The organism is Dyella sp. C11 (assembly GCF_003121485.1).
GTDB lineage: Bacteria > Pseudomonadota > Gammaproteobacteria > Xanthomonadales > Rhodanobacteraceae > Dyella.
Map to the genome: position 1 here is coordinate 88169 of NZ_QAVX01000001.1, position 16420 is coordinate 104588.

General features: G+C 65.3%; 14 protein-coding genes. 8 read left to right on the top strand and 6 right to left on the bottom strand.

The window, feature by feature from the left end; translation table 11 throughout:
• Positions 1-99 precede the first annotated feature (99 nt).
• The 3 genes from DK366_RS00340 to DK366_RS00350 are packed head-to-tail and all read left to right on the top strand — an operon-like array spanning position 100 to position 1746.
• Complete coding sequence (locus tag DK366_RS00340; RefSeq protein ID WP_109123530.1) at positions 100-606, top strand: DoxX family protein; 507 nt, start codon at positions 100-102, stop codon at positions 604-606.
• A gap of 25 nt (positions 607-631) precedes the next feature.
• Positions 632-1018 carry a thioredoxin family protein gene (locus tag DK366_RS00345; protein WP_109123531.1) on the top strand — a complete coding sequence of 129 codons (387 nt, stop codon included), beginning with the start codon at positions 632-634 and terminating at the stop codon, positions 1016-1018.
• Positions 1018-1746, top strand: a complete 729-nt coding sequence (locus DK366_RS00350; protein WP_109123532.1) for a cytochrome c biogenesis CcdA family protein — start codon at positions 1018-1020, stop codon at positions 1744-1746. Before DK366_RS00345 ends, DK366_RS00350 begins: the two co-directional genes overlap by 1 nt.
• A 9-nt stretch (positions 1747-1755) precedes the next feature.
• Here DK366_RS00350 and DK366_RS00355 read toward each other — a convergent pair whose 3' ends face one another.
• From DK366_RS00355 to DK366_RS00365, 3 genes are all read right to left on the bottom strand, one after another.
• The gene (locus tag DK366_RS00355; RefSeq protein WP_109123533.1) at positions 1756-2430 is read right to left on the bottom strand and encodes a MarC family protein; all 675 of its coding nucleotides are present in this window, start codon (positions 2428-2430) and stop codon (positions 1756-1758) included.
• Between the two features lie 91 nt (positions 2431-2521).
• A complete protein-coding gene (locus DK366_RS00360; protein ID WP_109123534.1) occupies positions 2522-3391 on the bottom strand; it encodes a ribonuclease H-like domain-containing protein in 870 nt (289 codons plus the stop codon).
• Positions 3388-5772: a DEAD/DEAH box helicase gene (locus DK366_RS00365; RefSeq protein WP_232820873.1), complete on the bottom strand. Its 2385-nt coding sequence runs from the start codon at positions 5770-5772 to the stop codon at positions 3388-3390. Before DK366_RS00365 ends, DK366_RS00360 begins: the two co-directional genes overlap by 4 nt.
• Positions 5773-5979: 207 nt before the next feature.
• Here DK366_RS00365 and DK366_RS00370 point away from each other — a divergent pair, with 207 nt between their 5' ends.
• The 5 genes from DK366_RS00370 to DK366_RS00390 all read left to right on the top strand — a co-directional run bounded on the left by DK366_RS00370 (position 5980) and on the right by DK366_RS00390 (position 13591).
• Positions 5980-6645: a response regulator gene (locus tag DK366_RS00370; protein WP_109123536.1), complete on the top strand. Its 666-nt coding sequence runs from the start codon at positions 5980-5982 to the stop codon at positions 6643-6645.
• Positions 6642-8048, top strand: coding sequence for an ATP-binding protein (locus tag DK366_RS00375; RefSeq protein ID WP_109123537.1), 1407 nt, complete (start codon positions 6642-6644; stop codon positions 8046-8048). Before DK366_RS00370 ends, DK366_RS00375 begins: the two co-directional genes overlap by 4 nt.
• Before the next feature lie 142 nt (positions 8049-8190).
• The gene (locus DK366_RS00380) at positions 8191-9504 is read left to right on the top strand and encodes a TolC family protein (protein WP_109123538.1); all 1314 of its coding nucleotides are present in this window, start codon (positions 8191-8193) and stop codon (positions 9502-9504) included.
• Positions 9501-10547 (top strand): efflux RND transporter periplasmic adaptor subunit, encoded by a 1047-nt coding sequence (locus DK366_RS00385; protein ID WP_109123539.1) that lies wholly within the window; start codon positions 9501-9503, stop codon positions 10545-10547. Before DK366_RS00380 ends, DK366_RS00385 begins: the two co-directional genes overlap by 4 nt.
• The gene (locus tag DK366_RS00390; RefSeq protein ID WP_109123540.1) at positions 10544-13591 is read left to right on the top strand and encodes an efflux RND transporter permease subunit; all 3048 of its coding nucleotides are present in this window, start codon (positions 10544-10546) and stop codon (positions 13589-13591) included. The genes DK366_RS00385 and DK366_RS00390 overlap by 4 nt, the downstream gene beginning before the upstream one ends.
• Positions 13592-13620: 29 nt before the next feature.
• On the opposite strand, the gene DK366_RS00395 is transcribed toward DK366_RS00390, so the two are convergent.
• From DK366_RS00395 to DK366_RS00405, 3 genes are all read right to left on the bottom strand, one after another.
• Positions 13621-15444, bottom strand: a complete 1824-nt coding sequence (locus DK366_RS00395; protein ID WP_109123541.1) for a GGDEF domain-containing protein — start codon at positions 15442-15444, stop codon at positions 13621-13623.
• Positions 15445-15446: 2 nt separating this feature from the next.
• Positions 15447-15764: a hypothetical protein gene (locus DK366_RS00400; RefSeq protein WP_109123542.1), complete on the bottom strand. Its 318-nt coding sequence runs from the start codon at positions 15762-15764 to the stop codon at positions 15447-15449.
• A 330-nt stretch (positions 15765-16094) separates the two neighbouring features.
• Complete coding sequence (locus DK366_RS00405) at positions 16095-16364, bottom strand: hypothetical protein (protein ID WP_109123543.1); 270 nt, start codon at positions 16362-16364, stop codon at positions 16095-16097.
• Positions 16365-16420: the final 56 nt, after the last annotated feature.

The window sequence follows — 16420 nt, forward strand, 5'->3', positions numbered from 1 at the left end:
ACCGGACGCCAAGGCACAAAAGCGGGACGCGCGGACATGGCGGGGCGGGCGCATGCGTTTGCATGATGCGTGCACCTCGTTTCCCTGGAACTGCCCGTCATGCGTCACTTCATCGCCGACAACGCATCGAGCCTGCTCGCAGGCCTTCACCGGTTCGAATGGATCGGGCCGCTCGTCGTGCGCCTGGTGTTCGGCTACTTCTGGCTGGAGACCGGCATCGCCAAAGTGCACAACCTCGATGGATTCACCCAGCGTTTCGTCGGCTGGGGCATCCCGTTTCCCGCCTTCAGCGCGGGCCTTTCCGCGTGGACGGAGCTGATCGGCGGCCTGCTCATCATGCTGGGCCTGTTCACGCGACTGGTATGCATCCCCATGCTGATCAACATGGCCGTGGCGGTATCGCTGGTGGTGTCCGCCAACCTGATGAGCCTGGACGACTACGTGGAGGCGGACGAAATTGTCTACAGCCTGATCTTCTTCTGGTTGTTCGTCAGCGGGCCGGGCAAGGCCAGCCTCGACACACTGCTGGCGCGTGCGCTGGGCATCCGCACTGCGTCGGACAACACACCCTCGCCGCGTGCCGTCATGCGCGCCATCGTCGATTGATGGTCGAGCAAAGGAGTCTGCTTCGATGAAAACATCCCTTTTCAGCATGGCCGTCGCGACGCTTCTACTGGCCATCAGCGCCGGTGCGGCGGCCGACGAGGTGCCATTTAACCAGGGCCAGTACGCGCAGGCGGTGGCGGCGGGCAAGCCGGTCGTGGTGTATCTGCACGCGGACTGGTGTCCCACCTGCCGCGCACAGAAGCCCGTTCTCGACCGGCTGTCCAAAGAGCCGCGGCTGAAGGACATCACGATCTTCGTGGCGGACTTTGATACGGAAACCGCGCTGGAGAAATCGTTGAAGGTGACGCAGCAATCCACCTTCGTGGTTTTCAGGCAGGGGCACGAAGTAACGCGCTCGACCGGGCAGACCGCCGAGCCTGCCATCCGTGCGCTACTGGAGCAGGCGCTCTGATGGATTTTGGCGTTGGTACTTACGCGCTCGGCTTTCTTGCGGGCATGGCGACGCTGCTGTCGCCCTGCGTGCTGCCCATATTGCCCATCCTGATCGCTTCGGCACTGTCGCGGCATCGTTGGGGCGGTGCCGCGCTGGCGCTGGGGCTTGCGTTGTCATTCGCGGTCACAGGCACGTTGCTCGCTGCTGTGGGCGCATCCATCGGCCTCGATGCATCGACTCTGCGTGTGATCGCGGCGACGCTGATGGTGCTATTCGGCCTGGTGATGTTGTTGCCACCCTTGCAGCATGGGTTTGCACGCGTCACGGCCCAGCTCGGTAACCGTGGTCAGCAGGTACTCGGCAACGTGCGCGACGAAGGTGGTATCAGCCAGTTCCTGATCGGCTTGCTGCTTGGGCTGGTGTGGAGTCCCTGTGTGGGGCCCACGCTGGGCGCGGCCACCACGCTGGCCGCGCAGGGGAAGAATCTCGCGCAGATCGCCTTGCTGATGCTGTTGTTCGGGCTGGGCGCCGGTTTGCCGTTGGTGGTGCTGAGCACCCTCTCCGGCGCCACGATGACACGCGTGCGGGGCGCGTTGGTTTCCGTCGGCCATACGGCGAAAGCCGTGCTGGGCGCGTGCTTTGTGGTGATCGGGGTGCTGGTGCTCACGGGGCTTGATCGCCGATTCGAGGCCTTCGTGCTTTCCGTCAGCCCGGACTGGCTGACCCGCCTCACCACGTCGTTGTAAGCGGCACCATCAGGCTTGCCACTTGATCGATTCCAGCAACTCCTTCAATCCCAGCCAAAGCAGCTGCATGCCAATGCAGAACGTGATGAGGGCGAACAGCCGCATCACGATCTTGGTGCCGGCCGAACCCAGCCAACGCTCCAGCGTTCCTGCAAAGCGCATGCAGATGTAGATGCTGGCGCTCAACACCACCAACGCCGCGGCGACGCCCGCAAAGTGCGCGGCCGACAGGCCTTCCTTCGGCGAACTGGTGCCCAGCGCAATGGCGACGGAGATGGAGCCGGGGCCCACCATCAAGGGCAGCGTGAGCGGATAGAAGGTTTTGGAGGCGAGCGACGCGCCCGGTTTGGGCGCTTTCACTTCCTGTGCCTTTTCCAGTGCGGCATCGTCGTCATCGGGCTTCTGCAGCAGGTTCCAGCCGGCCACCGCAATGATCAAGCCCCCTGCCACGCGCAGCACCGGAATGGAAATGCCGAAGAAGGTGAGCACGTAGGCACCCATCAACAGCGAACCCAGCAGGATGGCGAAGCTGTTGGTGGTGATGCGCCAGGACAGGTCGGTGCGCTCGGCTTCCGTGGTATGCGGCACCATGCTGAGCACGATGAAGGCCGACCCGATGGGGTTGATCACCGGAAACAGGCCCGTGATCAGCAGCAGGGCAGTCTGGATGAAATCCTTCAACATGGCGTGCGGCTCCCGGGTGCATCCGCGGTGACAAGGCGGACGTGCAACGCATGCATCGCAACATATGATGGCCATGTTGGACAAGATGGCATCAAGGCCGCGTGCTTTGACTCGGCACCATCGCGTCCTCGTCCGTCGCGAATCGGTGAAGAATGCCCCCCAGGCTGCGCAAGTCCTGGCTGTTGTGATGTGCCACGCGGTGCAGTGGCGCCGCCGAGCCACCACGCAGAAAACCAAGCCAGGCAGCAGGCGCTTCGGAGCCGGGCAGGTCGTCCTCGCGAACGACTTGCAGCAGCTGGCGCTCGGCCGTGGCAAGGCGACAGTTTTCCCATGCGCCACGCCAGCGCCGCCGGACGGGATGCAACAGGTCGATATGCGCCAGGCCTTCCAGTGGCGAGGCGATGCGTTGCATGCGATAGCGCGTCTTGAGCAGTGGCGCGTCATAGGACTTGCCGTTGTAGCTCACCAGCACCGAGTCCGGTCGCAGCCACGAGGCGAAGCATTCGAGCATGGCCGCTTCACCAGCCAAGGTGGTGATGAGAAGCTGCCGCTCGCGAAATTGCCCTTCGTGCCAGTCACCCACGCCGATCATGAAAGCGCGCGTGCCCGTACCGCCAGCCAGTCCCGTTGTCTCGGTATCGAACAGCAGCAGGCGTTCGGGCTCGATGTTTTGATCGATACGCGCGAAAGCCGCATGGAAAGCAGGTGGCATGGCCGGCCACGCGGTGCGCGCTTCGCACAACTGCAATCCAGGCGCGATGGTCTGGCCGGGTAGCGGCCCCACGTCCATCACCGTCTTGCGTGGTGGCGTGCGTTGCACGCGTTGTCGAATGCCGAGCAACTGGCTGATGTTGTCGGGAAGCGCCGGGCGCTGGCGCGGTGTCGGCACGGGCGCGGGCGCCGGTGGCGAAACGCCCGCCTGGCGACGCAGGCCGCGCAGTTTGTCGGCCAGCGCGCTCATAGCGCAGCGACCAGGTCGAGCACGCGCGTGGCCAGCGTCTTGAGCGAGCGTTCGCCCTGTTCGTCGGCGGCGAGTACCGGGCCGACACAGGCCGGGCAGCCGGCGCGGCAATCGCAACGATGCACCAGTTCACGTGCAAGCCGCACCAGGTCTTCGCGCCGTTCGAACAACGGCGCACTCAGCCCCACGCCGCCGGGGAAGGCGTCGTAGAGATACAGCGTGGGGATGAAGGGGCCCGACAGAGCCACTTCGTTTTCTCCGAAACCCGCGCGCAATTGTGCGCGTCCGTTGGTGTCGGGAGTGGCGAACCACGCGCCGTCGCCGCTGCCCACGGCCTTCTGCAAATCGCGCGCCTCGGCCATCACGGCCACCGTCGCCACGATGTGCAGTGCGTGCGCCGCGGCGAGAAAACCGTCAAGCGCTTCCTGTCGATGATCGAACGCCTGCTCCAGCGCACGCTGCGGAAGCTGCCACCACACGGCCGTGGTGTGCAGCTCCAGGTCGGGAAGATTCACCGGCCCGTAGCCGATGTTTTCATGGGTGTAGTAACGGATCTTCTTGTAGCCGGCCACGCGACGCGCCACGTGCACTTCGCCGTGATGCGCGCTGCCCGCGCCGGCGGGCGAGCCGTCGAACGCTTCCAGCACCTTGAGCTTGGTGTAGTCGATGGCGTCGGTGTAATAGTCGACGTTCGTGCGTGTCACGAATGCCTTGCGACCGTTCCAGTCCAGGCGTTCCACCTGATAGGGCACGGACTGGATCATATGGATGGCACCTTCGTACAGCGTGAGCGATGCCGCGCTGAAGTCCACTTCCGCCACGATGGTCTGCCGTCCGTCGGTGCGGTCCACCACCACGAAGTTGCCATCGGCCACCGAGCGCAGCGACACCGCGTTGGCGGGATAGCTGTCGGCGATCCATTCGAAGCGCTCGCCTTCCTGATGCAGGACGCCTTCTTCGGCGAGCACGTCGAGCCACGGCGTGGCGTCTTGCGGGCCAAATAGTTCGCCGTCCTTGAAGGGCAGCTCGAAGGCCGCGCAACGCACATGGTCGAGCAGGATCAGCGGCTGGTCCGGCGCAATGCGCGCATGTTCCGGCGGCGTGCCCTGGAAGAACTCCGGGTGGCGTACCAGGTATTGGTCCAGCGGATCGCTGCTGGCCACCAGCACACCGAGCGACGCCTGCTGGCGCCGCCCCGCGCGACCAAACCGCTGCCACGTGGCGGCCACGCTGCCGGGATAACCGTTGAGCACCACCACGTCCAGCGCGCCAATGTCCACGCCCAGTTCCAGCGCGGATGTGCTGACGATGCCGTCCACGGAACCGGCGCGCATCTCGCGTTCCGCCGCGCGCCGCTCCGTGGGCAGATAGCCACCGCGGTATGCGCGAATGCGTGGCGCCTTGCGCGGATCACTGTCGAACACGTCCTTGAGGTACTTGGTAAGCACTTCCACCATCAGGCGCGACTGCGCAAATACCAGGGTCTTCAATCCCGCGCGAATCGCCGTGCGTGCAATGCGGTTGGATTGCGAACGCGCCGACGCTCGCAGGCCCAGGTCCGCGTTCACCACCGGCGGGTTCCACAACAGCACGTGTTTCTCGCCCACCGGCGCACCGCTGTCGGTGATGGCTGTCACCGGCTGTTCGATCAACGCGCTGGCGTGCTCCGCCGGATTGCCGATGGTGGCCGAGCACAGGATGAATTGCGGCGACACGCCATAGAACGCGCACACGCGCTGCAACCGGCGCAACACATTGGCCACGTGCGAGCCGAACACGCCGCGGTAGGTGTGCACTTCATCAATGACCACGTAGCGCAGGTTCTCGAAGAACTGGGCCCACTTGGTGTGATGCGGCAGGATGGCCTGATGCAGCATGTCCGGGTTGCTCACCACGATGTCGCCATGCAGGCGGATGGCCTGTCGCGCATCGCCCGGCGTGTCGCCATCGAAGGTGAAGGCCTTCACGCCCAGGTCGCCGGCCTGGTTGAGTTCCAGCAGTTCGGCCACCTGATCCTGGGCGAGCGCCTTGGTCGGAAACAGATACAGCGCCTTCGCTCGCTGGCGGATCGCCGCGCTGATGACCGGCAGCGTGTAGCAAAGCGACTTGCCCGATGCCGTGGGCGTGGCGATCACCACGTGTTTGCCTGCCGCCGTCGCGTCCCACGCCTGCGCCTGGTGCGCATACAGCTGCGTAATGCTGCGCGAACGCAGGGCATCGGCCAGCGCCGGTGGCATGTCGCCCGGCAGCGGCGCAAAGCGGCCTTCGCGGCCGGGCAGCACGAACGAGCCGGTGATGCGATCGCCATAGCGCTTTGCCAGGCGCCGCGCGAGCTGGTCGCCGCCGGAAACCGGTGCCGCCAGCGCGCCGTCTCCACGCATCGCTCGTTGGGCCATGGGGTTGGGCAAGGCATTCATGGGCGCGCTCCGTCGGGGACGGCATTGCACCCTTTGGGCGTCTCATTCCCTGAGACGGGCTGCCCCGGGGAGTGGCTGGAACCCGGGACAGACAGGCGTTTAAGTCTTTCCTAAGCCGCCTGCCGGATAATCCCGGCGGATATCGCCGGATGGGCGAGGGAGCGTCAGGTCGTGCACATTCTTCTGGTCGAAGACGACGCGCAGCTGGGATCGGCGATCCAGCGCGCCCTGGAACGGTTGAGCTACACCGTGTCGTGGCTGCGCGACGGGCGCTCGGCGCTCAATGCCATGCGTGACCGCACTGCTGACCTGGTGCTGCTGGACCTGGGGCTGCCGGGCCGTGACGGCATCGAGGTGCTGATCGAGGCGCGGCGGGCGCACGTGGGAACCCCGGTGCTGGTGATGACGGCGCGCGACGGGCTTTCCTCGCGTGTCGATGGCCTTGATGCCGGCGCGGACGACTACCTCACCAAGCCCTTCCACGTGGAAGAACTGGCGGCGCGCATCCGCTCGCTGACGCGCCGCATGCGTGGCCTGTCGGTGAATCGCATCGAGGTGGGCGTGCTGAGCCTGGACGTGGGCACGTCGGAAGTGAGCTTCCGTGGCGAGGCGGTGGACCTGACGCGTCGGGAATTCGCGCTGCTGCAGGCGCTGATGGAAAACGCGGGCCGACTGGTGCGACGCGAGAGCCTGGAAAACTCGCTGTATGGGCTCGATCACATCGTGGGCAACAACGCGCTGGAAGTGCTGGTGCATTCGCTGCGCCGCAAGCTCAGCTTCGAAACCATCCGCAACGTGCGCGGCTTCGGCTACATGATTCCGCAGGACCCCAAGTGAGTCGCCGCAGTCTGCGGTCCCGGCTGCGCTGGCTGATCCTGGGCGTGATCGCGCTGGTGCTGTTGCCGCTGGGCATCTACAGCCTCAGGCGCACCAACAATGAAGTGAACGAGCTGTCCGACGGTCGCCTTGCGCAGTCGGCGCGCACGCTGCAGACGCTGATCGGCGAGATCGGCCTGCCTGCGTTGCAGCGCCACAACGCGGAGACCGGCGTGGTGGTCCCCATCACCGCCAAGTCCACGCAGGAAATGGTGCTGCATGGGCACACCTATGAATCGGAGGTCGGTTTCCAGGTGTTCGACCGGGAGGGTCATCCGCTGCTCGTCACCGGCAACATGACCGAACTGCAGCCGCCCGATGCCACGCGCCCCGGTTTCCAGAACGTGCGCTTGGGCCGTTATCGCTGGCGCTTGTTCACCCTGCCGCCTACCGCGGATGGGTGGGTGGTGCGTGCGGCCGAGCGCTACGACAGCCGGCGCGATATTTCCGTGGCGTTGTGGATCGAACATGGCTTGCCACCACTTATCGCGTTGCCGGTGCTGGCGCTGCTGCTGGGCTGGGCGGTGCGCCGCGGCCTGCGACCGCTGGATGCGCTGGCGGAAAAGCTGGACACGCGCCAACCCGGCAGTCGCGACACGCTGGACGTAGCCGATGCACCACGTGAACTGGAGCCGGTGCTGGATGCACTCAACAGCCAGTTCGCCCTGCTGGAAGAAGCGCTGGAACGCGAGCGCCGCTTCAGCGCCGACGTGGCCCATGAACTGCGCACGCCCATCGCGTCCACCATGATCAACCTGGAGAATGCGCAGGCCAGCCATGACGCGCGAGAGGCGGGCATGGCGCTGTCGGACGCACGCGCCAGCCTGGCGGCGCTGGCCCGGCGCGTGGAGCAGTTGCTCTCGCTGGCGCGACTGGAATCGAGTTCGCGCGCCGACCAGCGCAGCGATGTGGACCTGCTCGCCGTGGCACGTTCCGTGATCGAGGAGCTGTCGCCGCTTATCGGCGACTCGAACGTGGAGTTGGACGTGGCGCTCGCCGAGGGCGAGTTGACGGTGCGAGGGCACGAAGTGGCGCTGGCGGCGTTGTTGCGCAATCTTCTGGAAAACGCCCTGCGCCACGTGCCCGACGACGGCTGCATTCGCTTCATGGTCCAGCGCGATGAGGCGCAGGCCGTGATCGATGTGATCGACAACGGCGAAGGCATTCCGCCGGAACGTCGCGCGGCGGTCTTCACGCGCTTTCATCGCGAGGCGGGCAGTCGGGGCGATGGCTACGGCCTGGGCCTGTCCATCGTGCAGCGCGCTGCGCAAATGCACGATGCAACCATCGAGCTGCTCGATTCGCCCTACGGTCGGGGATTGCGCGTTTCCGTGCGCATTCCGTTGAGCCCGCAAGACCACTGAGCGGCCGTTCCGCGCATCACTTTTCTTTACAAAGTGAACGCTAAGCCAGGTTCGGTAGGGTGTGTCTTCCCCTTCCGCGCATGGACCGTCGGTGCCTTCCCCGTTTGCCCTTTTTCATTCCGCGTGCGCGGGCCGGCGACGCATGGTCGCCGCGCTGCTGGCGGTCGTCAGTCTTGCAGGCTGCGCCAGTTATCAGGCCAGGCCGCTGCCGGAGCAGTCGGCTTCGGCGTCGTCGCTGTCGCAGTTGATCGGCTATGAGCCATCAGCGTTGCCGCTGGATATGGCGGCGGTGGAGCGACTGGTGCTGCTGAATAACCCGGATCTGCGCAGCCAGCACGCACAGCGCCAGGCGGCGCGCGCGCAACAACGGCAGGACGGCGTGCTGCCCAATCCCGTGATCGGCGGCAGCGTGGGCTATCTGATGTCCGGTCCGGGTGACGCCACCGCGTGGACCGCGTCGATCAGCCAGGACATCGCCTCGCTCATCACCTTGCGCCCCCGCCGCGAAGCGGCGAAAGCCCGTGCCGATGAAGTCGATGCCAGCCTGCTGTGGGAGCAATGGCTCACCGTCGGCAAGGCGCGTCTTCTCGTCGTCGACCTCGTTGAAGGCGAGCGGCAAATCGCCTTGCAGCAGCAGGCACTCGATGGGTTGTCGCAACGCGAATCGCGCATCCTCAAAGCGGTGGATGCGGGAAATGCGGAGCGCGTCTCCGTGGCGCCGGATCTGGCGGCGGCCGCGGAAGCGCGCGCATCGCTGGCGGCCCTGCAGCGCCAGCAGCTGGACCAGCAACAGCAACTCGATGCGCTGCTTGGCCTGACGCCGGATGTCGTCGTGCCGTTGTCGAAGAACCTGCCTGCGCCGGGCATCGACGCCACCGCCATCCACCAGCAGTTCGACAGCGTGAGTCATCGGCGCCCCGATCTGGTGGCGCTGCAATTGGGCTATCAGGCGCAGGAAGCAACGCTGCGTGCCGCCGTGCTTGCGCAATTTCCCGCGTTTGCCATTGGCTACGACGCCTCGCAGGACAACAGTCGCGTGCGCAATGGTGGACCAGCGGTGAACTTCACCTTGCCGCTGTTCGATCACAACCAGCACAACGTGGCCATCGCCAGCGCCACGCGCGATCAGCTGCGCCAGGAATACACCGTGCGCCTCGCCACCGCGCATGACGATGTGGACGCACTGCTGGCGCAGTACGCCCAGCGCGATGCGCAGCGACGGGCCCAGGCCTCGGCAACCGACGATGCCGCGCGCGCAGCGTCCCAGGCCGACGTGGCGGCGGCATCGGGCCTCCTCGATCTGCGCAGCACCACCGATCTTCACGTCGCTGCCATCAACCGCCAACTCGCATCGGTTGCCGATGAACAGGCCATGCTCGAACAGCAGATGGCGCTGGAGTTGCTGGTTGGCCGCGGCATGCCGAGTTCTCTTCCGCAGGATGTCATGGCGCCATGAACGTACGAATGCCAGGAATCGCCATAGCACTTGCCGCATTGGCACTGTGTGCATGCACCCATGACGACGCGCCCGACGATGCACAGGTGAGCGCCGCGGTAACCACCGTCGCCGTCAAGCAGGGCAGCCTGCCCGAGACCGTGACGGCTTACGGCAGCGCGGGCCCGGCCGCCGACGCGGCACAGGTGGTGAGCGTGCAAGCTGCCGGCCACGTCGCTCGCTGGAACGTGACGGCGGGAACCGCCGTGAAGCGCGGGCAGTCGATACTCGTGTTCGCACTCGCGCCATCTTCCGTGGCGGCCTATCAGCAGGCCGTTGCCGCGCAAAAGCTCGCTTCTGCGCAGCGTGCGCACGTGTCGCAACTGCTGGCGCAGCAGCTCGCCACGCGCGACCAGCTCGACCAGGCGGAAAAGGCGGTGCGAGATGCGGAAACCAATCTTGTCGCGTTGACCGCGCAACAGGGCAGCCGTGAAACGATGGACGTGACCGCACCCTTCGACGGCACGGTCATCACTGTTGATGCGTCGCAGGGCGACAACCTGGCGCCCGGTGCTCCGCTGTTGACCGTGCAACGAGGCGATGGCCTGGTGATCACCGTGGGCGTGGAGCGCGATGCGGTGGATCAGGTCAAGCCGCAGGGCAAGGCGGCGCTGGTGCCTCTGGATGGTGGTGCCCGGATGCGGGGCACCGTGCGACGCGTGGCGCGTGCGCTCAATCCGCACACGCACCAGCTGGACGTGGAAATCGTGCCGGAGGGCACACCGGTCAACGGCGAAGGTTTCCGCGCGGATATCGTCGTGGGCCAATGGCAAGGCTGGGTGTTGCCGCGCGATGCCATCCAGGGCGACGAGGCGGATCGCCACGTGTTCCAGGTGAACCACGGCAAGGCCGTACGCGTGCCCGTGAAGGTGCTGGGTGAATCCGGCGACACCAGCATCGGCAGCGGCGCGCTGGATTCGCGCCTGCCCCTGGTGACGGAAGGCGCCACGCAGCTCGATGACGGCATGGTGGTGCGACTGCCTTCGGCCAAGGCAGGTCCATGAATCTGCCTGCGCTTCTTGACCGGCACGCGCGTGCCATTGTCATCGTGGCCTTTGCGCTCGCACTCGCCGGGCTGGCCAGTGCGTTCACGCTGCCGGTAGGCCTGTTTCCGCAGGTGTCGTTTCCGCGCGTGGTGGTGGACCTGGATGCCGGCGACCGGCCGGCGGACCAGACGGCGTTGCTGCTGACACGGCCCGTCGAAGAAGCCATCCGCACGGTTCCCGGCGTGGCCGCCGTGCGCTCGGAAACCACGCGCGGTTCGGCGCAGGTTTCGGTGGACTTCGGTTGGGGGCGAGACATGGTCGCCTCGACCCTGCAGGTCGACGCCGCCATTGCGCGCGTGCTGCCGCAGCTGCCGACGGGCACGACGTACAACGTGCGACGCATGGACCCGACGGTCTACCCCATCATCTCCTATGCGCTCCAGTCCGACTCACTGTCGCCGGTGGCGCTGCGCGATCTGGCGCAATACCAGATCGTGCCATTGCTGGCTTCCGTGGATGGCCTGGCGCGCGTCGATGTGCAGGGCGGCGAAACATCGGAAGTGCAGGTGGAAGCGGACCCGCGAAAGCTCGCGCAGTACGGCCTTGCGCTGGATGATCTGGTCATCGCCGTCAACGGCGCGAACCAGCTGGCAGCGGTGGGTCGCCTGCAGGATCGCAACCAGCTCTACCTCGTGGTGGCGGATCATTCGCTGCAACACATCGAGGCCATTCGCAACGTCGTGCTGAAAAACGACGCGCATGGCTGGGTTCGCCTTGGCGATGTCGCCACCGTGCGCGACGGCTACGTGCCGCAATGGATGAAGGTGAGCGAGGACGGCAAGCCTGCCGTGCTGTTCAACGTGTACGAACAGCCGGACGGCAACGCCGTGCAGATCGCCGGCGACGTACGCGCCAGACTTGCCTCGTATCACCTGCCGAAGGGCGTGACGATCAAGCCGTGGTACGACCAGAGCGAGCTGGTCACGGAGTCCGCGCACAGCGTGCGCGACGCCGTGCTGATCGGCCTGCTGCTGGCGGCCGCCGTGTTGCTGCTGTTCCTGCGCAGCCTGCGCGTCACGCTGGTCGCCATGCTGGTAGTGCCGGTGACGCTGGCGATCACCGTGCTGCTGCTGCATGTGTTCGGCATGAGCTTCAACATCATGACGCTGGGTGGCATTGCGGCAGCGGTGGGCCTGGTGATCGACGACGTCATCGTGATGGTGGAACACGTCGCGCGCCGCGCCGGTGCGGACGATGGTGGCGAAGCGGCCGTGTTGCCGGCGGCACGGGAATTCCTGGCACCGCTTACCGGTTCCAGTCTCGCGACGTTGATCGTATTCCTGCCGCTGGGTTTGCTGGGCGGTGTCACAGGTGCCTTTTCTCAGGCCTTGTCGGTGACCATGGCGAGCGCCCTGGTGGTTTCATGGCTGGTGTCGGCTTTCGTGGTGCCGCCGCTGTTGCGTCGGTGGGTGGACTTCCAGGAATGGCGCGATCCCGGCCTGGGCAGCGAAGGCTGGCTGTCGCGCACGCATGCGCGCCTCTACGACACGTTCTCGCTTCGCCCGGCGTGGCTGCTCGCTCTGCTGGTTCCACTGCTTGTGCTGGGCGGTGTGGGTTACGCGCGCGTCGCCACGGGTTTCATGCCCTCGGTGGATGAAAGCGGCTTCGTGATGGACTACTACACGAAGCCGGGTACGTCGTTGCCTGAAACTGCACGCCAGGTCGGACAGGTGGAGGCGATCCTGCGCGGGATGCCGGAAGTGGATACGTTCTCCCGACGCCTCGGTACTGGGCTGGGCGGCGACCTTGGCCAGTCATATCACGGCGATTTCTTCGTGCGGCTGAAGCCGGATCATGCGCGTTCCACCGAAGACGTGATGACCGACGTGCGCGAACGCGTGGAACACGACGTTCCCGGTGTCGAGGTCGAGCTGGCGCAATTGATGGAAGACCTGATCGGCGATCTCACGGCGGTGCCGCAACCTATCGAGATCAAGCTGTACGCCAACGACCCCGCCACGCTGGTGCCGCAGGCGCGCCGCGTGGCCGCTGCCATTGCCGACATTCCCGGCGTGGTGGAAATCAAGAACGGCGTGCAGCTCGCCGGCGATGCGTTGAACGTGCACGTGGACGCCGACCGGGCCACGCTCGAAGGCATGACGGTTGCCACGGTGACGCAAGCGATAAGCGATGCATTGACGGGTGTGGTCGCCACGCAGTTGCCGCAGGCAAACAAGAGCGTGGGTGTGCGCATACGCATGCCCCATGCCATGCAATGGCGACTGCCGGACCTGCTCGCACTTCCCCTGCGCGCACCCGATGGCCACGTCTTCCCGTTGAGCCGCGTGGCGACGGTGGATGTGGAAAACGGCCAGCCGCAGATCTCACGCGAAAACCTGGAGCAAATGGTCGCGGTGACCGCACGCATCGATGGGCGCGGCATGGGCGCCGCCGTCGCCGATGTGCAGCGCATGCTTGCGCGCCCCGGCATGATCGATGCGGGTACGCGCTACGAACTGGGCGGCCTTTACCGGCAGCAGCAGATTGCCTTCGTCGGGCGCGGCAAGGTGTTCCTGATGGCCTTGGTGGCGGAGTTCGTGCTGCTCTTGTTTCTTTACGGTCGCACGCGGCTGGCGCTGGTGGTGATGGGCTGCTCGCTGTTTTCCGCAACAGCAGTGTTCATTGCGCTGTGGCTGTGTGGCGTGGATCTGAACATCACCGCCATGATGGGCATGACGATGATCATCGGCATGGGTACCGAGATGGCGATTTTCTACGTCTCCGAATACGTGGCGTTGTCGCGTCATCTACCCATGAAACAGGCATTGCGCGAGGCGAGCCGCGACCGCTTGCGTCCCATCACCATGACCACGCTCGCGGCCATCCTCACGCTGCTGCCTCTCGCGCTGGCGTGGGGTGCAGGTGCGGGCATCCAGCAACCGTTGGCGATTGCCATCATCGCGGGGCTCGCCCTGCAATATCCGCTGGTGTTGCTGGTGATGCCGACGCTGATCGGGCTGGTCGAGAAGCGCGATCATGACATGCCTGCTCAACGCGCCTGATCCCGCGCGTTACGGCGGGCGAGCAGGGATCAGTGGGAAACGAGGCTTTCGGCCTGGGGTTCGCTGGCGGCGCTGGCGGCCGGCACCAGGAAGTCGCCGTGCTCGCCGTACACCACGCGGTTCCGGCCCTCGCGCTTGGCCTGGTACAGCGCGTTGTCGGCATCGATCATCAACTGGCGCATGTCGAAACCGCTGCGGTCGGTGGAGGACACACCAAAGCTTGCGGAGATGATCACGTGACGCGTTTCGCCCCATAGCGGCGTGGCCGAGATGGCCTGGCGGATGCGCTCGGCCCGGTCACGCGCCTGCGACGCGCTGCAGGCGGGCATGAATACCGCGAATTCCTCGCCACCCAGGCGGCCAAAGACATCGTGACGGCCCAGGTGATGCTGGCACGCCGCCACGGCGCGCTTGAGCACGAGGTCGCCCACGGCATGGCCGTGCGTGTCGTTGACGTCCTTGAAGTGATCCAGGTCCATCAGCACCAGGCACGCCGTTCGCGTGGACTTGGCGGCGGCACGCAAGGCGAGCTCGGCTTCGTCCACGAAATGCTGCCGGCTGTGCACGCCGGTAAGACTGTCGCGTGTGGCCAGGCGCTTGAAGCGCAGCTGGGAGCGCTTGATGCGCAACAGCCAGAAGGCGATGGAGGCAACGCCAGTCAGCAGCAGGGCAATGTATAGACGGCTGGTTTCCATGTCCTTGCGATCCAGCTTGCGCTGGAGTTGCAGGATCTGGTTCTGCTTGTTGAGCGAATCCACTTCCATCTTGTTGGCAAGCACTTGCTGCTTGACCGTCTGGTAAGCCACCGCCCTGGCCGTGACGTCGTTGAGGTAGCCCTTGTCCGCGTCCATGAACTTCTTGTGGAAATCCAGCGCGGCGCGTGGGTTGCCCAGCTTGTCCTCGACCTGATACAGCACCTGGTAGGCCGGCCCCAGTGAATCGGAGAACTTGTCCTTGATGGCCTCGGACACGGCCTCGTTGGCGTATTTGCGTGCGGCTGTCGTGTCGCCAAGCTGCAGGTACGCCTGCGCGAGCGTCACGTTTACGCCGTTCATCAGCACGCGATAGTGGTACGAGGCGAACTCGTCGTAGTGCGCCAGGATGATCGCGATGGCGTCCTTGGCGCGCCCCTGTTCGATGGCGTACTTGGCCTGGTCGTTGCGCAGCGAGTTGGCGTACAGCGCCTGTCGTGCTTCAAGGCAGGTGGCGATGCCGCGATCGTATTCGGGGTCGGTGCCGCGCACCTTGCGCGCGAGGAACAGCACGCGCAGCTTGAACGCCATGCCCTGGCACGCACGGTCGCGAAGTTCAGGGTCGTCCAGGATGTGCTGGGCGTATTCGGATGCCAGTTCGTACTGGCCCGCCGCAGCGAGGAATTGCGCGGTTTCGCCCAGCGCCTGGTAGCGGGCTTCCGGGTCTTTCACGGCCGGCAACAGGTCCACCAGCGTGTTGAGCTGCGTGAACGCTTCTTCGTAGTGCTGGCCAAAACCGAGGATGTTCACCAGCGTGGCCAGCGCGCGAACCTGCAGCGTCGGGTCGCCCGAATGGGCAATGATGTCGTTGAGCGCCGGACGTGCCACGTCGTAGCGGCCGTCGAATGCCAGCTGCCACGCATCGAGATAACGCAGATGCCATTGCTGGTCGGGAGAAAAGTCCGCCGCATGCTCGTCCAGCTGACTGAGCAGTTGAAGGAACTCGACGTGATTGGCGGTCTTCAGCTTGTCAGCGCGATCCAGCATCTGCACAGGATCTTCCGTCGATGCAGGTGCGGCCATGACGGCCGCACCCACACACCATCCTGTCAGCAGGGCTGCCAGGATGATGATCCGGCTGACGTGGCCGGTGCGGAACATGCTCAGGCCAGGTCGGCGGCGCGAGCGGTCGCGGAAGACTCGGAGGCGCTCTTGCTCGGCTTCTTTGCCTTCTCGTCGCCTTCCTCGTCCTCGTCGCCTTCTTTCTCTTCCTCTTCTTCTTCTGGCGTGGTCTGGAAGCAGACCATGGGCACGATCTTCAGCAGCTCGTGCAGCGCTTGCGCATCGCGCGCCAGGATGGCCTCACCCTCCGAGGCACCGACCTTTGCGTCGGCCAGAGCAAGTGCGACTTCTTCTTTGGCGGCCTGAAGCAGCTGTGCGTCGCTGCCAAGCTTTTCCAGGAACTCGATAACGTTGGACATGCGGTATTCCCCCTAGTGACTGATATTACGGCGACAACCTGATGGGTGTCTCTCCCCGCCCCCTGAAGGCACTCTCTTCCCGATGCCGTTCAAAAGTGGCTTCCGCTGCAGACCTGCCGCAGGCGGAAAGCGGTGGACATCCCCTTTGCTCCTGCCAGCCATGACCGGTCTGCGACAGACCGCGATGGCTCCCTGTTACGGCGTCCATACCTGCGGGGCCGGGCGCCATTCGTCGCACGGGAATCGCCGCACCAGACACCGCTTGTTTTCCCCTGAGATGGCGGCGTCGGGATGCCCGCGCCGCCACCAATTCAATCCTGAAGATCAGCCTTACTTGAGCTCGCGACCCGGCACAGCGCCTTCCTTCGGAATGAAGTCGTAGTTCTCCGACTCCTCACCGAGCGGTGCCATCTGGACATGGAACAGCGGTTCCTGGCGCAGCAGCGTATGGAGCGTCGTGGTGCTCCGGGCGATGATGGCGGCGCCGACAGCTGCGTCGATCTGGGCCTTGGCTACGGCCTGAGCGAGCTCTTCGGCACTGCCGTGACGAAGGGTTGCATCGCTACCCAGCTTTTCGAGCAGCTCAACAATGTGTGACATGGACTACCCCTGGTAAATGGTTGAGGGAAACGGCCAATCACCCGCGACCATGCTGC

Coding starts and splice junctions, on each gene's coding strand:
- DK366_RS00340 (WP_109123530.1), top strand. CDS start 100: ATGCGTCACTTCATCGCCGACAACGCATCGAGCCTGCTCGCAGGCCTT.
- DK366_RS00350 (WP_109123532.1), top strand. CDS start 1,018: ATGGATTTTGGCGTTGGTACTTACGCGCTCGGCTTTCTTGCGGGCATG.
- DK366_RS00360 (WP_109123534.1), bottom strand. CDS start 3,391: ATGAGCGCGCTGGCCGACAAACTGCGCGGCCTGCGTCGCCAGGCGGGC.
- DK366_RS00380 (WP_109123538.1), top strand. CDS start 8,191: ATGGTCGCCGCGCTGCTGGCGGTCGTCAGTCTTGCAGGCTGCGCCAGT.
- DK366_RS00385 (WP_109123539.1), top strand. CDS start 9,501: ATGAACGTACGAATGCCAGGAATCGCCATAGCACTTGCCGCATTGGCA.
- DK366_RS00390 (WP_109123540.1), top strand. CDS start 10,544: ATGAATCTGCCTGCGCTTCTTGACCGGCACGCGCGTGCCATTGTCATC.
- DK366_RS00405 (WP_109123543.1), bottom strand. CDS start 16,364: ATGTCACACATTGTTGAGCTGCTCGAAAAGCTGGGTAGCGATGCAACC.
- DK366_RS00365 (WP_232820873.1), bottom strand. CDS start 5,772: ATGCGTGGAGACGGCGCGCTGGCGGCACCGGTTTCCGGCGGCGACCAG.
- DK366_RS00400 (WP_109123542.1), bottom strand. CDS start 15,764: ATGTCCAACGTTATCGAGTTCCTGGAAAAGCTTGGCAGCGACGCACAG.
- DK366_RS00355 (WP_109123533.1), bottom strand. CDS start 2,430: ATGTTGAAGGATTTCATCCAGACTGCCCTGCTGCTGATCACGGGCCTG.
- DK366_RS00395 (WP_109123541.1), bottom strand. CDS start 15,444: ATGTTCCGCACCGGCCACGTCAGCCGGATCATCATCCTGGCAGCCCTG.
- DK366_RS00345 (WP_109123531.1), top strand. CDS start 632: ATGAAAACATCCCTTTTCAGCATGGCCGTCGCGACGCTTCTACTGGCC.